This is a genomic window from Kitasatospora xanthocidica (assembly GCF_014656195.1).
GTDB classification, from domain to species: Bacteria; Actinomycetota; Actinomycetes; order Streptomycetales; family Streptomycetaceae; genus Kitasatospora; species Kitasatospora xanthocidica.
Genome location: NZ_BNBY01000001.1, coordinates 655,049 through 669,779, shown reverse-complemented (window position 1 = coordinate 669,779; position 14,731 = coordinate 655,049). Strand labels below are relative to the sequence as shown.

Annotated in this window: 13 protein-coding genes and 3 tRNA genes; 8 read left to right on the top strand and 8 right to left on the bottom strand. The window is 73.8% G+C overall.

Going from position 1 to position 14,731, the window contains the following annotated elements; translation table 11 throughout:
- Positions 1–153: 153 nt before the first annotated feature.
- From IE332_RS02945 to crcB (IE332_RS02925), 5 genes are all read right to left on the bottom strand, one after another.
- Positions 154–2,403, bottom strand: coding sequence for a DEAD/DEAH box helicase (locus IE332_RS02945; RefSeq protein WP_189913429.1), 2,250 nt, complete (start codon positions 2,401–2,403; stop codon positions 154–156).
- Positions 2,404–2,598: 195 nt separating this feature from the next.
- Entirely contained in the window at positions 2,599–3,336 is a 738-nt protein-coding gene (locus IE332_RS02940; RefSeq protein WP_189913428.1) for a hypothetical protein, read from the bottom strand.
- Between the two features lie 188 nt (positions 3,337–3,524).
- Complete coding sequence (gene crcB, locus IE332_RS02935) at positions 3,525–3,899, bottom strand: fluoride efflux transporter CrcB (RefSeq protein WP_189913427.1); 375 nt, start codon at positions 3,897–3,899, stop codon at positions 3,525–3,527.
- Positions 3,896–4,297, bottom strand: a complete 402-nt coding sequence (locus IE332_RS02930) for a DUF190 domain-containing protein (protein WP_189913426.1) — start codon at positions 4,295–4,297, stop codon at positions 3,896–3,898. Before IE332_RS02930 ends, crcB (IE332_RS02935) begins: the two co-directional genes overlap by 4 nt.
- Positions 4,294–4,818: a fluoride efflux transporter CrcB gene (gene crcB, locus IE332_RS02925; RefSeq protein ID WP_189913425.1), complete on the bottom strand. Its 525-nt coding sequence runs from the start codon at positions 4,816–4,818 to the stop codon at positions 4,294–4,296. Before crcB (IE332_RS02925) ends, IE332_RS02930 begins: the two co-directional genes overlap by 4 nt.
- Positions 4,819–4,888: 70 nt before the next feature.
- Here crcB (IE332_RS02925) and IE332_RS02920 point away from each other — a divergent pair, with 70 nt between their 5' ends.
- The 6 genes from IE332_RS02920 to IE332_RS02895 all read left to right on the top strand — a co-directional run bounded on the left by IE332_RS02920 (position 4,889) and on the right by IE332_RS02895 (position 6,976).
- The gene (locus tag IE332_RS02920; protein ID WP_189913567.1) at positions 4,889–5,230 is read left to right on the top strand and encodes a metallopeptidase family protein; all 342 of its coding nucleotides are present in this window, start codon (positions 4,889–4,891) and stop codon (positions 5,228–5,230) included.
- A gap of 160 nt (positions 5,231–5,390) precedes the next feature.
- A tRNA-Glu gene (locus IE332_RS02915) sits at positions 5,391–5,463 on the top strand.
- 63 nt (positions 5,464–5,526) lie between these two features.
- A tRNA-Asp gene (locus tag IE332_RS02910) sits at positions 5,527–5,600 on the top strand.
- Positions 5,601–5,627: 27 nt separating this feature from the next.
- Positions 5,628–5,701, top strand: a tRNA-Phe gene (locus IE332_RS02905).
- Positions 5,702–5,818: 117 nt separating this feature from the next.
- Complete coding sequence (locus IE332_RS02900) at positions 5,819–6,364, top strand: Uma2 family endonuclease (protein WP_189913424.1); 546 nt, start codon at positions 5,819–5,821, stop codon at positions 6,362–6,364.
- Between the two features lie 90 nt (positions 6,365–6,454).
- Positions 6,455–6,976 carry a DUF3995 domain-containing protein gene (locus tag IE332_RS02895; RefSeq protein ID WP_189913423.1) on the top strand — a complete coding sequence of 174 codons (522 nt, stop codon included), beginning with the start codon at positions 6,455–6,457 and terminating at the stop codon, positions 6,974–6,976.
- Here the strand turns inward: IE332_RS02895 and IE332_RS02890 are convergent.
- Complete coding sequence (locus tag IE332_RS02890) at positions 6,962–8,074, bottom strand: alpha/beta hydrolase family protein (RefSeq protein ID WP_229928240.1); 1,113 nt, start codon at positions 8,072–8,074, stop codon at positions 6,962–6,964. The genes IE332_RS02895 and IE332_RS02890 overlap by 15 nt on opposite strands.
- A 40-nt stretch (positions 8,075–8,114) precedes the next feature.
- On the bottom strand, positions 8,115–9,035 hold the full coding sequence (locus IE332_RS02885; protein WP_189913422.1) for a zinc-binding dehydrogenase: 921 nt from the start codon (positions 9,033–9,035) through the stop codon (positions 8,115–8,117).
- Positions 9,036–9,199: 164 nt separating this feature from the next.
- Between IE332_RS02885 and IE332_RS02880 the strand changes: the two genes are divergently transcribed.
- Positions 9,200–10,159: a LysR family transcriptional regulator gene (locus IE332_RS02880; RefSeq protein WP_189913421.1), complete on the top strand. Its 960-nt coding sequence runs from the start codon at positions 9,200–9,202 to the stop codon at positions 10,157–10,159.
- Positions 10,160–10,199: 40 nt separating this feature from the next.
- Here IE332_RS02880 and IE332_RS02875 read toward each other — a convergent pair whose 3' ends face one another.
- Positions 10,200–10,364, bottom strand: coding sequence for a hypothetical protein (locus IE332_RS02875; protein ID WP_189913420.1), 165 nt, complete (start codon positions 10,362–10,364; stop codon positions 10,200–10,202).
- 301 nt (positions 10,365–10,665) lie between these two features.
- On the opposite strand from IE332_RS02875, the gene hrpA reads away from it, so the two are divergent.
- Positions 10,666–14,652 (top strand): ATP-dependent RNA helicase HrpA, encoded by a 3,987-nt coding sequence (hrpA, locus tag IE332_RS02870; RefSeq protein WP_189913419.1) that lies wholly within the window; start codon positions 10,666–10,668, stop codon positions 14,650–14,652.
- Positions 14,653–14,731: the final 79 nt, after the last annotated feature.

The window sequence follows — 14,731 nt, the reverse complement described above, 5'->3', positions numbered from 1 at the left end:
CACAGGTTATTCTCACTTCCAGAACAACACCTCGGGGGGAGCACGACGAGGTGTCGGGGGGTATCGGGGGAACGCGAAGGGCCCGCTCCGGGGGACGGAGCGGGCCCTTCGTACGTTCAGCCGGCCGGGCGGTCGACTACCGCCCGTACGGGGTCAGTTCTTCCAGCGCGGCTTGCGGTCGTCGCGGTTGAAGCCACCGGCGCGGTCGCCGCCGCGGTCGCGGTCGAAACCGCCGCCGCTACGGTTGAAGCCACCGCGGTCGGCCTGCGGACGGCCACCGGCGCGGTGGTCGTCGCGGCGCGCGAACGGACGGCTGCTGCCGCCGCGGTCGTCGCGGTCACGGTTGAAGGCCGGGCGGTCGCCACCGAAGGAGCGGGCCGGACGGTCGCCGAAGGAACGGCCACCGCGGTCGTCACGGTCACGGTTGAAGCCGCCACGGTCGCCGCCGCGGTCACGGTCGAAACCGCCGGAGCGGGCCGGACGGTCGCCGAAGGAGCGGCCGCCACGGTCGTCACGGTCACGGTTGAAGCCACCGGAACGGCCGCCACGGTCGTCACGGTCGCGGTTGAAGCCACCCGAGCGACGGTCGTCACGGTCGCCGAAGGAACGGCCGCCACGGTCGTCACGGTCACGGTTGAAGCCACCGGAACGGCCGCCACGGTCGTCACGGTCGCGGTTGAAGCCACCCGAGCGACGGTCGTCACGGTCGCCGAAGGAGCGGCCGCCACGGTCGTCACGGTCACGGTTGAAGCCACCGGAACGGCCACCGCGGTCGTCACGGTCACGGTTGAACGCCGGGCGCTCGGTGCGGGCCTCGCGGTACGACGGAGCGCGGTCCTCGGTCTGCGACGCGGCGGGGGCCTCGGCGGCCGGAGCGGCCTCGGCGGAATCGCCGGCCTCCTCGGCGGCGGCCGGAGCCTCGTCCTCGATGCCCAGCTCGGCCCGCTCGCGCGCCGCACGGGCGGCCAGACGGTCGGCCTCCTCGCGCAGCTCGGTGGCGCGACGCTGCGCGCGCTCCAGCTGGCGGGTCATGTCGGCGAGCTCGCGCTCGGCGGCACCGGCGATGCCGGCCGCGCTCTCGGCCTGGACCTCGGTCAGCGAACGGGCGCCGGTGATCTTGGCGACCTCGGCGTCGAAGGCGTGGTCGAGGATGTGGCGCGAGGCGTCGACGCCCGCGTCCTCCATCAGGCGGAACACGCCACGGCGCTGGTGCGGCAGCACCAGGGTGACGACGGCGCCGGAGCGGCCGGCCCGGGCGGTGCGGCCGGAGCGGTGCAGGTAGTCCTTGTGGTCACCGGCCGGGTCCACGTTCAGGACCAGGTCGATGCCGTCGACGTGGATGCCGCGGGCGGCGACGTCGGTCGCGACGACGACGTTGACGTAGCCGTCCTTGAAGTCGCCGAGGACGCGGGTACGGGCGCCCTGGGTCATGCCGCCGTGCAGCGCGTCGGCCTTCACACCGGCCTCGATGAGCTGCTCGGCGACGCGGTCGGCGCCCATCTGGGTGCGGACGAAGATGATCGTGCGGCCCTTGCGGGCGGCGATCGCGTTGGTGATCGGCGCCTTGTCCTTGGGCTTCACCACGAGGATGTGGTGGGTCATGGTGGTGACCGCGCCGGCCGACGGGTCGACCTCGTGGGTGACCGGGTTCTTCAGGTAGCGCTTGACCAGGGTGTCGATCTCGTTCTCCAGGGTGGCGGAGAACAGCAGGCGCTGGCCGCCGTCCGGGACCTGGTCGAGGATCTCGGTGACCTCGGGCAGGAAGCCCATGTCGGCCATCTGGTCGGCCTCGTCGAGCACGACGGTGCGGACGTCGGCGAGCTTGGCGCTGCCGCGGTTCAGCAGGTCGCGCAGACGGCCGGGGGTGGCGACGAGGACGTCGACGCCGCGCTCCAGCGCGTAGATCTGGTTCGACATCGAGGTGCCGCCGCAGACGACCTTGAGCTTGAGGCCGAGCACCGAGCCGAACGGCTCCAGGGCGTCGGCGACCTGCATGGCCAGCTCACGGGTCGGGACGAGGATCAGGCCGCGCGGGTGCTTGGGCTTGGTGCGCTCGCCGTCGGCGAGGCGGGTCAGCAGCGGGAGGCCGAAGCTGAGGGTCTTGCCGGAGCCGGTACGGCCGCGGCCCAGCACGTCCTTGCCGTCCAGGGCGTCCGGGATGGTCGCGGCCTGGATCGGGAACGGGGTGGTGACGCCGCGCTTGGCGAGGGCGCGGACGACCTCGTCCGGCAGGCCCAGGTCGCCGAAGGTGATGGTCGGCTCGGCGGCCGCCTCCTCGGTGGCCTCCACGGCCTCGGCGATCACCTCGTCCGCGGCGGTGTCGATGGTGTCGATGGTGTCGGTGACATCGGCGGCGGCCTCGTTCGCGGGCATGGCGAAGCGGGCGTCGTCAACGAGAGACATGCAAAACCTTCCGGAAGTGGCACGCGCCAAAGTCCGGGGTTCTGTTTCACAACCGCCTCTATGCGGTCAGCCACGGATCGCCGGAACGCGCCAAGGGCGCCAGATGGGAATAGGGCGCCAATCAAATGAATCAAACGAACGATCTACCACCATAGAGGAACCACGGGATCCGAGGCAAATGCCCTGGCCAAGCCACTAGTGCGCACCCGCGTGCGGGCTCGGGGCCGAAGAACCGGAACTACCCGAGGAGGGCTCCGGGGACGGCGGGACGGTCGCGGGAGGCGTGCTGTGCTCGGGCTCGGGGGTGCTCGACGGGCGGCTGCTCGGGGTGGCCGAGGGGGTGCCCGCCGCACCGCCGGAACGGCCGTCGCCGGTGCCGCCCGCACCGCCGGAGCCCGCCGTACCGCCCGGGCCGGCCGAAGCGCCGCCGCCCGGGTGCGGCGCGGGGCTGGTGTTCGCCCCGCCCGCCGAACCGCCGCCCGGCGCGCCGTCCACGGGCGCCGGCACCGGCACCGCCCCGGCGACCGCGCCGTTCGCCCCCGGCACCACCTCGCCCGGCGCCGAGGCCGTGGCCCCGCCCGGCGCGTTCTCGGCCTGCAGGCCCCCCGGCCGCTCCGGGCGCCCCGAGGCACCGCCCGGGTGCCCGGCCCCCGGCGAGGCCGAGGGCCCGCCCGTCGCACCCGGCTTGCCCGCCGGACCGGCCTGCCCGACCGGCGTCACCCCGCCGTGCTTCTCCTCGGCCGCCGGACCGACCGACATGCACCCGGTCAGCCCCAGCCCGGCCACCGTCAGGACCGCCGCCGCCCGTACCGCGCGCGAGCGCAGGACCGCCACCCGCCGCACCGGGGCCGTCCCCGCCGCCTCCACCCGCACCCGCGCCGCCCGTACCGCCCGCACTGCCCGAACCGCCCGCACCGCCCGTACCGAAGCCACCGAGGTCCCTCTCTACCGCCCCACCCGGGCCGCCCACTCGCGCGCGGCCGCTTTCGGTGCCCAACGCGCGCCCGCCCGACGGGACACGGGCAGCACGGCAGTTCGCCCCCGGCCCCGTCCGGGCCCGTTCGGCCGCCGGTCCGCGGGTCCGCCGGTACGCCGGTGCGCCGCCTCAGCCCCGGAGCACCTCAGCCCCAGAGCGCCGCGGCCAGCTCCGCCCCGGCGTACACCGCGGCCAGCCCGGCCGCCACGCTGCCGGCCACGTTCGCCAGCGCGTACCGCCCGGCGCCGGTCTCGGCCAGCCGCAAGGTCTCGTACGAGAAGGTCGAGTAGGTGGTCAGCGCGCCGCAGAGCCCCGTCCCCAGCAGGAGTTGGAGGTTCGAGGACGCCGCGCCCGCCGCCACCGCCCCGGTCACCGTCCCGAGGATCAGACAGCCGACCACGTTCACCGTGAACGTCCCCCACGGGAACACCGAGTCATGCCGGGACTGCACCGCCCGGTCGGTCAGGTACCGCAGCGGCGCGCCGACCACCGCACCCACCACCACCAGCAGCCAGTTCACTCCGCCGCCACTCCCCGGCCCCCGGCCGAGTGGCCGCCCCCGGCCGGGCCGCCCCCGGCCGGGCCGCGCCCGGCGTAGGTCACCACCTCGCACCGGTCCAGCAGCACCAGGCCCTCCGCCACCAGCCCGTCCAGCTCCGGCAGGAACGCCCGCACCCGCTCCTCCTCGTCCACGATCACCACCGCCACCGGCAGGTCCTCGCTCAGCGACAGCAGCCGCGTGGTGTGCACCAGCGACGACGCCCCGAACCCCTCGATCCCCCGGAACACGCTCGCCCCGGCCAGCCCGGCCGCCCGCGCCCGGTGCACGACCTCGCTGTACAGCGGGCGGTGGTGCCACCGGTCGCTCTCGCCGACCAGCACCGTCAGCCGCAGCGCCGGCCCGCTCAGCCGGCTCACCCCGCACCCCCGCGCGCCTCGGCCCCGCCACGCACCGCGCGGTGGACCAGACGCCGGGTCAACCCGGCCGCCGCCCACACCGCGACCAGCGCGCCCAGCAGCGTCAGCCCCAGGTACGCCAGCCCCGGCCCCAGCCGGCCCTCCTCCAGCAGCCGCCGGACGTCCACCGCGTACGTCGAGAAGGTGGTGAACCCGCCCAGCACCCCGGTGCCGAAGAACGGCCGCACCAGCGGATGCGCCTGCCGCCCCTCGGTGATCACCACCAGGAACACCCCGATCACCGCGCAGCCCACCACGTTGACCAGCAGCGTCGTCCACGGGAAGGCCGTCGGCCCGGTCGTCCAGCCGAGCCCGGCCGCGTACCGGGCCACCGCCCCGATCGCCCCGCCGACCGCGACCACCGCCACGGCCGGCCCCTGCCCGCGGAGCACCGGCGGTCGGCTGCGCACCCGCGCCGCCACCGGCGGCGTCCGGGGAGGGCCCTCCACCGTGCCGCCCAGGGCGTCCTCCGAGGTCGTCATAGCCCCATCAAACACCGGCCTCCGCCACCTGGCACACCGTCACCCCAGACCCGACAATGATCCGGTGGAGATGACCCGGGAAGAGTTCGAAACACTGGTCAGCGACGCCCTCGACCAGATTCCCCCGCAGCTCGCGGCCATGATGGACAACGTCGCGATCTTCGTCGAGGACGAACCCGATCCCAGCGACCCGGAACTCCTCGGCCTCTACGAGGGCACCCCGCTCACCGAACGCGGCGAGTGGTACGCGGGCGTCCTGCCCGACCGCATCCTGATCTACCGCGGCCCCACCCTGCGCCACTGCGACACCCGCGAGCAGGTGGTCGAGGAGGTCCGCACCACCGTGATCCACGAGGTCGCCCACCACTTCGGCTTCGACGACCACGAGCTCGACGAACTCGGCTGGTCCTGACCCCTCTCCGGACCCGCCCGCAGCCCCACCCGACACCCCTCCCGCACCCCGCCCCGCACCGGCCCCACCCACCCGGCCGAAACCCGTTTTGGCGATCCGCCCGGCATCCCATATGCTTCTCGACGTCCCCGAACGCTGGAAACAGCGGGACAGGCCGCAAGCCCTCATCGTCTAGTGGCCCAGGACGCCGCCCTTTCAAGGCGGTAGCACGGGTTCGAATCCCGTTGGGGGCACGCAGTACCGCATGACCGTAGTAAAGTGCAGTGCCGCAAGACCTTAGTGGTTCGCCACTACCAGGTCCCGTGGAGCAGTTGGTTAGCTCGCCACCCTGTCAAGGTGGAGGTCGCGGGTTCAAGTCCCGTCGGGATCGCTCGTCTCGCAAGAGACGGTGCAGTACGGCCAGGTAGCTCAGTTGGTACGAGCGTCCGCCTGAAAAGCGGAAGGTCGCCGGTTCGACCCCGGCCCTGGCCACAACCAGGAAGCCCCCGTAGCGAATTCGCTACGGGGGCTTCGTCGTTCCACCGGCCGGAACGGCGACTACGCTGGGTGTCCGGCACCGGCGGATTCGGTTCAGGAGGCCTCGCGCTCATGACCCCGGAACACTTCGAGCTCCTCGAGGAAGCCCGCAGAAGCCTGCCTGACGGCTTCAAGGTCGAGATCTCCGGCGACACCATCACCATGATGGTGAGCCCGTCCGGGATCCACCAGCGCAACCTGCTGGTGGTGCGCCGCCAGTTCGACGCGCACACCCCGGCCGGACTGCTGCCGAGCGAGAACACCGATCTGGTCTCGCCCAACGTCGGCAAGAGCCGCAACCCCGACCTGACGTACCTGCCGGACGACGCGCTGTCCACGACCGACAACCAGGTACCGGCCGAGCTGGCGACGATCGCGGTCGAGCTGGTCTCGCCCTCCAACCCCGAGAACGACTGGGTCGGGAAGCTGCGCGACTACCCGCTGATGGGCATCCCGCTCTACCTGCTGGTCGACGCCCGGGAGAAGTCCGTCACCCTCTTCAGCAGGCCGGACGCCACCCGGTACCACCGGCGCGAGGACGTCGGCTTCGGCGAGACGCTGCACATCCCGGAGCCCTTCGACTTCGAACTGGCCACCGACGGGCTGCTGCCGTACTGACCGCAGGACGCGGCGGATCCCCCTGCGGGGGGAGGGGGACGCGACCGCGGGGGGATCCGGCGGGGGGTGGTGGGGCGGGACCGTTGGGGCATGGAGACGACGAGGGACACGGGCTGGAACCGGGTGGCGGGGCGGGCCGGGTACGTGGCGGCGGGATGGGCGGTGGCCTTCGCCCTGGTGCACCTGTACTGGCTGGCCGACGGGCGGCTCGGGCTGCCGGAGGGCCGGTCGGTGTGGAGCAGCACCCCGCTGCTGGTGATCGACGTGATCGCGGTCCCGCTGTGCGTGGTGGCCGCGGCGGTGGCGCTGGCGCCGCTGCGGCGGTGGGGCCGGCGGGTGCCGGCGCGGCTGCTGACCGGGGCGCTGTGGGGCACCACCGCGCTGCTGGTGCTGCACGCCGCGCCGTCCGTGCCGGACTGGTTCGCCCTGGCCTTCGGCAGCCGCTCGGGAGCCGACCTGGACGCGATGGCCCGGTTCGCCACCTTCGGCTACGAGCCGTTCTTCCTGGTCGGCGGCCTCCTCTTCGCCCTCACCTCGCTCGGCCACCGGGCGTCGCTCCGGTCCGCCTCGCGCTCGGCCTCGGCCTCGGTCCCGGGTTCAGCCGCGCGCTGAGTCGAGCCGCGCGGTGAGCCAGTCGGCGGTGGCGGGCAGCCAGTCCGGCAGGGCGGTGCCGAGCAGGTGGTTGCCGTGCGGGACGAGGAGGAGTTCGGCGTCGGGGGCGTGCTCGGCCAGGGCGGTGGCGGCGGTGACGCCCGGGATCCGGTCCTCGCCGCCCTCGACCACCAGCAGCGGGACGGCGATCCGCGGCGCGAGCGCGGTCAGGTCGACCCGGCCGGCGAAGGCGCGGGCCGCCTCGTACCCGCCGCAGCGCTGGGCCAGGGTCTCGGTGACGAACGGGACCAGGCCGTCCCAGTCCAGCCGGTAGGGACCGCTGACCGTCACCGCGGCCCGCAGCCGGGGCTCGTGGGCGGCGGCCTCCGCGGCGTAGTAGCCGCCCAGGCTGAGGCCGATCACGGCGGTCCGGGCGGGGTCCAGGTCCCGGTGGCGGGCCAGCGCGTCGAGGGCGCGCCCGACGACCCGGTGGTACTCCGGTTCCGGCGCGCTGGTGGCCGCCAGGACGCCCTGCCCAGGCCCGTCGACGGCGAGCACCGCGACCCGGCGGGCCAGCAGGGCCTCGACGACCGCGTGGAACTCCTCCTTGCCGGAGTCCATCCCCGGCACCACCACGACCACGGGGAGGCCGTCCGCGCCGGTGCCGTCCGCCCCGGTGCCGGCCGCAGCGGCCGGGCGGCGCAGCCAGCCCGCGAAGCCCTCGCCGGCCACCCGCTCCGCCCCCGGGTCCAACAGCTCCAGCGCCCGCCGCATCGCCTCGTCCGCCTCCTCGGCGGCCTCCGCGGCGGCGGCCCGGTCAGGGTGCGGGAGCAGCCCGGCGAGGTGGAACCAGCGGGCGGCGCTGCGGTACGCCTCACCGGCGGTGACCGTACGGCCCTCGGCGGCCGCCCTCCCGGCCGCCCCGGTGTACCGGCGGCCGGCGGCGCGGCAGGCGGCCGGCCAGTCGTGCAGGGAGGTCAGCGGGTCGGTGACCCGGGCGTACTCGTACGGGTCGAGGCCGGCGCCGTGGGCGCGCGGGCGGTTCTCGGCGACGAAGGCGGCCAGCAGGCCGGGGGTGTCGAGGAGGGAGGGGAGGGAGGGCAAGGACGGGTCGGGCACGGTGGGGTCCCTTCAGGGCTCCGGGGTGGGGGCGGGGGTTTCAGGAGACGGTCAGCACGGCCTTGCCGCGGATCCGGCGCTCGCGCAGGTCGGTGAGCACGGCGGCGGTCTCGTCCCAGGGCACGACCCGGCCGAGTTCCGGGGTCAGCCGGCCCTCGTCCGCCAGGCGCACCAGGGTGGCCAGGTCCTCGCCGTCGGGCACGTCGGAGTCGGCGTAGTGGAAGTGCCGGACGACCGCCGACTCCGGGCCCTTGAAGAAGTCGAAGAAGTCGAGTGTGGCGGGCGTCCGGGAGGCCTGGCCGAACCAGATCAGGGTGCCGCGCCGGGCCAGCCGGGCCAGCGCCACCGGCAGCGCGGCGCCGCCGGTGGACTCCAGCACCAGGTCGTACGGTCCGCGCGCCTCGGCCGGGTCGTGGAGCACCTCGGCGGCGCCCAGCTCGGTGAGGCGCCGGCCGCGCTCCGGGGAGGCGGTGACGGCGGTCAGCTCGGCCCCGGCGGCGGCCGCCAGCTCGGTGACGTAGTGCCCGACGCCCCCGGAGGCCCCGGTCAGCAGCACCCGCCGCCCGGCCAGCGCGCCCGCCGTACGGAGCAGCCGCAGCGCGGTGAGGCCCGCGAGCGGCAGCGCGGCGGCCCGGACGGCGTCCAGACGGTCGGGCAGTTCGGCGAGCGAGGACGTCGGGACGCACACGTACTCGGCCCACCCCCCGGCCGGCGGATGCCCCACCACCCGCCGGCACACGGCGGGCCCCGACCCGTCGGCGGCGGCCTGCACCACCAGCCCGGCCACGTCCTTCCCGGGCCGCCACCCGACCCGGGGCGCCTCCAGTTGGAAGGTCTCGCCCCGGTTCACCGAGAACGCCTCGACCTTCACCAGCGCCTCCCCCGGCCCCGGCCGCGGCTGCTCCACCTCCGCGAACCGCACCGGCTCCGCCGCCCGACCCGTCGCCACCAGCGCCTTCATCCCCACTCCTCCGTCGGTCACCCCCACACCCCACCCGGCCCCGCACCCCCCGGTCCAACAACCACCGCCCGCCCACGACAACCCACGGCTGTGGTGGCAGCTCGGACGCCGGGCAGCCGGCGGCCGGTGGGCCGGGGCACGACGGCAGGCCCTAGGGTGCCCGGGTGGATCTGGATCTGGCGCAGGTGCGGGGGTTCGTCGTCGTCGCCGAGGAGTTGCACTTCGGGCGGGCGGCGGGGCGGTTGGGGATCAGCCAGCAGGGGCTGTCGAAGCGGGTGGCGCGGTTGGAGGGGGCGCTGGGGGTGCGGCTGCTGGAGCGGGACGCGCGCGGGGTGGCGCTGACCGGGGCGGGGCGGCGGTTCCTGGAGCCGGCCCGGCGGGTGCTGGCGCAGGGGGAGCGGGCGGTGGCGGCCGTGGGGTGTGCGGCGCGGCCGCTGCGGATCGACGTGTGGGGGCACCTGTACGCGCCGATGCGGACGCTGGCGCGGGCGGTGGACGCGGCGCCGGGGCTGTCGGTGGAGCCGGTGCCGGGCCGGGACCTGCCGTCGGTGGCGGCGGCGCTGCTGCGCGGGGAGTCGGACGCCGGGTTCGGCCGGGTGCATCCGTTGCCGGACGGCGGTGACGCGGGGCTGACGCACCGTCTGGTCCGCTTGGAGCCGGTGGACGCGCTGCTGAGCGCCGCCCATCCGCTGGCCGGCCGTGACGTGCTGCGGCCGGCGGAGCTGCGCGGCGGTGTGCTGCGCTTTCCGGCGGCGGTGGACCGGCTGGACTTCCTGACCCGGTTCGCCGACCGGTTCGACGTCCAGGACCGGGTCGGCTCGACCAATCTGGGGCTGGAGCACTTCCTGGACGAGGTCCGGGACGACCCGTCCTGCTTCTCCCTCGTCCCGGCGGACACTCCGCTGCCCGACCACCCGGGCGTGCGGACCGTGCCGCTGGCCGACCCTACCCCGCTGTACGCCTGGTCGCTGCTCTGGCGGGAGGAGGCCTCCGGTGGCCCGAACCCCCAACTCGACCGGCTGGTCGAGGCGTTCACCACCGAGGCGGCCCGCGGCCGGTGGCTGGAGTACGACCCGGCCCGGGACTGGCTCCCGGACGCGGACGAGGCCGCGCTCCGACCGTAGGACCACCCCGGCCGTAGTACCACCCCGGTCGGAGGCCCGCTCAGCCCGCCAGGGCCTGGTAGGCCAGGGTCTCGAAGTCCCGGGCGACGGGCGGCGGGGTGGCGGTCTCGAACATCCGCTGGGTGAGCAGGAGGCCGGTGAGGCGCTCGGCCGGGTCGGGGACCCGGCTCAGCCGCTTGGCGTGGAACCCTGCCGTGTTGCCCATCGGTGAGCACCTTCCCGTGTCCTCGGCGGTCCGTGACGATCCTCGACGGCCCGTGGCGGCCCGTGACGTTCGGTCGACACCCCTTGACCGTCGGTCATGTCGTCCGGGAACCACTGTGGCGCACGGCACCGACAATCCAGCCCAGGACGAACCCAGGACGAGCCCACGAGGAGCCCAGGGCGCGCCCAGGCCGGCCGCGAACCGTTGCCCGGCGTTCGCGATTCGCCACCGGCGGCTGTGACACTGGAGGGGCTCGAAAACCGAGGTGCGCTCCGCCGTGCCTCCTTGCGAACCTAGAGGGATGCCCGCAGTGAGTTCTCCCGCAGTCCAGTCCGCCCCCGCGCCCTCCGAGGGCCCCGGAATCGGCGAGCTGGCCGCCCGCCTGCCCGAGCTGACCCTGCGCGACGAGGTGCGGATCGGGCGCCGGCTGGAGGGGGCCCGCCGGGTCCGCAAGCCCGAGGCCCGGCAGAAGGTCGCCGCCGAGATCGCCGCCGACATCGACCGCGCCGAGTTGCTGGTGGCGCAGCGCCGGAGCGCCGTCCCGACGATCACGTATCCGGCCGAGCTGCCGGTCAGCCAGAAGAAGGACGAGATCCTGGCGGCGGTCCGGGACCACCAGGTGGTGATCGTCGCGGGCGAGACCGGCTCCGGCAAGACCACCCAGATCCCGAAGATCTGTCTGGAGCTGGGCCGCGGGGTGCGCGGTCTGGTCGGTCACACCCAGCCGCGCCGGATCGCCGCCCGTACGGTGGCCGAGCGGGTCGCGGAGGAGCTGAACAGCCCGCTGGGCGAGGCGGTCGGCTGGAAGGTCCGGTTCACCGACCAGGTCGGCCAGGACACCCTGGTCAAGCTGATGACGGACGGCATCCTGCTCGCGGAGATCCAGACCGACCGCGATCTCCGCCAGTACGACACCCTGATCATCGACGAGGCGCACGAGCGCAGCCTCAACATCGACTTCATCCTCGGCTACGTCAAGCAGCTGCTGCCCCGCCGTCCCGACCTCAAGGTCGTGATCACCTCCGCGACGATCGACCCGGAGCGCTTCTCCCGGCACTTCGGCGACGCCCCGATCATCGAGGTCTCCGGGCGGACGTACCCGGTCGAGGTCCGGTACCGGCCAATCGCCGAAGACACTGCCGACGGCGCGGAGGAGGACGCCGCCGACCGCGACCGGGACCAGGTCCAGGCGATCTGCGAGGCCGCCCAGGAGCTGCAGGACGAGGGCCCGGGCGACATCCTGGTGTTCCTCTCCGGCGAGCGCGAGATCCGCGACACCGCCGACGCCCTGAACCGGCTGAAGCTGAGGAACACCGAGGTCCTGCCGCTGTACGCCCGGCTCAGTTCGGCCGAGCAGCACCGGGTCTTCCAGCGTTCCAGCAGCCGCCGGATCGTGCTGGCCACCAACGTGGCCGAGACCTCGCTCACCGTCCCCGGCATCAAGTACGTGATCGACCCGGGCACCGCCCGGATCTCCCGCTACAGCCACCGCACCAAGGTGCAGCGGCTGCCGATCGAGGCGATCAGCCAGGCCAGCGCCAACCAGCGCAAGGGCCGCTGCGGCCGCACCTCGGACGGCATCTGCATCCGGCTGTACTCGGAGGAGGACTTCCTCTCCCGCCCCAAGTTCACCGACGCCGAGATCCTGCGCACCAACCTGGCCTCGGTGATCCTGCAGATGACCGCGGCGGGTCTCGGCGACATCGCCGCCTTCCCGTTCCTGGACCCGCCGGACTCGCGCAACATCAAGGACGGCGTCCACCTGCTGCACGAGCTGGGCGCGCTGGACCCGGAGGAGAAGGACCCGCGCAAGCGCCTCACCCAGCTCGGCCGCAAGCTCGCCCAGCTCCCGGTGGACCCGCGGATGGCCCGGATGGTGCTGGAGGCGGACCGCAACGGCTGCGTCCGCGACGTCATGGTGATCGCCGCCGCGCTCTCCATCCAGGACCCGCGCGAGCGCCCCGCGGAGAAGCGCCAGGCCGCCGACGACCGGCACCGCCGGTTCACCTCGGAGACCTCGGACTTCATGTCCTACCTGGCGATGTGGCGCTACGTCCGCGAGCAGCAGAAGGAGCTCTCCTCCTCGGCCTTCCGCCGGATGTGCAAGACGGAGTTCCTCAACTACCTGCGGATACGGGAGTGGCAGGACATCTACACCCAGCTGCGCACGGTGGCGAAGCAGTTGGGCGTGACGATCGAGGAGCCCCACCCCGACGCCGAGCCGGACGCCGACCGGATCCACCAGTCGCTGCTGGCCGGCCTGCTCTCCCACATCGGCCTGTTCGACGTGGAGAAGCGCGAGTACGGCGGCGCCCGCGGTGCCCGGTTCGCGGTCTTCCCGGGCTCCGGCCTGTTCAAGAAGCCGCCGCGCTGGGTGATGTCGGCCGAGCTGGTGGAGACCTCCCGGCTCTGGGCCCGGATCAACGCCAAGATCGAGCCGGAGTGGGTGGAGCCGCTGGCCGGCCACCTGATCAAGCGCAGCTACAGCGAGCCGCACTGGGAGAAGAAGGCCGGCGCGGTGCTGGCCTACGAGAAGGTCACCCTCTACGGGATGCCGGTCGTCGCCCAGCGCAAGGTCAACTACGGGCGGATCGACCCGGAGCTCTGCCGCGAGCTGTTCATCCGCAACGCGCTGGTCGAGGGCGACTGGGAGACCCACCACAAGTTCTTCGCGGAGAACCGCAGGCTGCTCGGCGAGGTCGAGGAGCTGGAGAACCGGGCCCGCCGCCGCGACATCATGGTGGACGACCAGACCCTGTTCGAGTTCTACGACGCCCGGCTGCCCGACGAGGTCGTCTCCACCCGGCACTTCGACTCCTGGTGGAAGAAGGCCCGGCACGACCAGCCGGACCTGCTGAACTTCGAGAAGTCGATGCTGATCAACGACGCCGCCGGCGGCGTCACCGAGGCCGACTACCCGGACCACTGGCAGCAGGGCAAGCTGCGCTTCCAGCTGACCTACCAGTTCGAGCCGGGCAGCGACGCGGACGGCGTGACCGTCCACATCCCGCTGCCGGTGCTCAACCAGGTCACCGCGGAGGGCTTCGACTGGCAGATCCCCGGCCTGCGGGAGGAGTTGGTCACCGCGTACATCAAGTCGCTGCCGAAGGCGATCCGGCGCAACTTCGTGCCGGCCCCGGACTTCGCCAAGGCGGCGCTGCGCGCGGTGAAGGACCGCCAGGAGCCGCTGCTGCCGTCGCTGGAGCACGCCCTGAAGCGGCTGACGGCCGTCACGGTGCCGCCGGAGGCCTGGGACGACGAGCGGGTGCCGGAGCACCTCAAGGTGACCTTCCGGGTCGTGGACGGGCGCCGCAAGCTCGCCGAGTCCAAGGACCTGGAGGAGCTGCGGCTGAAGCTCAAGCCGAAGCTCAAGGAGACGCTCTCCTCGGCCGCCTCCGGCCAGGGCATCGAGCAGGGCGGGCTGACCGCCTGGCCGGAGTCCCTGCCGGTGCTGCAGCGCACCTTCGAGCAGCGCTCGCGCGGCCACTCGCTGCGCGCCTACCCGGCGCTGGTGGACGAGGGCGCCGCGGTCGGCATCAAGCTGTTCGACACCCCGGAGGCCCAGGCGCAGGCGATGTGGGACGGCACCCGGCGGCTGCTGATGCTGACCACCACCTCCCCGGCCAAGTCGATCCAGGGCCGGCTGGGCAACCAGGCGAAGCTGGCGCTCTCGCACAGCCCGCACGGTTCGATCGCCGCGCTCTTCGAGGACGTGGTGTCCGCCGCGACGGACCGGCTGATGACCCTGGCCGGCGGGCCGGCCTGGGACGAGGCGGCGTTCGGCAAGCTGCACGACAAGGTGCGCGCGGACCTGTACGACCTGTCCGCGGACACCACGCTGAAGACGGCCACCGCGCTGATCGCCTTCCACAAGGCCTCGACCCGGCTGAAGTCGGTGAGCAGCCCGGTGCTGCTGAACGCGGTGAACGACGTCCGGCTGCACCTGGCCTCGCTGGTCCACCCGGGCTTCGTGACGGCCACCGGCTGGCGGCGACTGCCGGACCTCAAGCGCTACCTGCTGGCGGTGGACCGCCGCCTGGAGGCGCTGCCCAACCACCCGCAGCGGGACGCCCAGCAGCTGCTGAAGGTGCAGCAGGTGCAGCAGGCGTACGGGGAGCTGCTGGCGGCGGTGCCGGCCGGCCGGCAGCCGTCCGAGGAGGTACGGGCGATCCGCTGGATGATCGAGGAGCTGCGGGTCAGCTTCTTCGCCCAGTCGCTGGGCACGCCGAGCCCGGTCTCCGAGAAGCGGATCATGAAGGCGATGGAGGCGGCCCGGGCGACGCTCTGACCCCGGGGCCGCGGGTCACCGCCCTGAGCTGCGGGTGGGCCTTCAGGAGCCAGTTCGACCTGGGGGCCCACCATGGGCT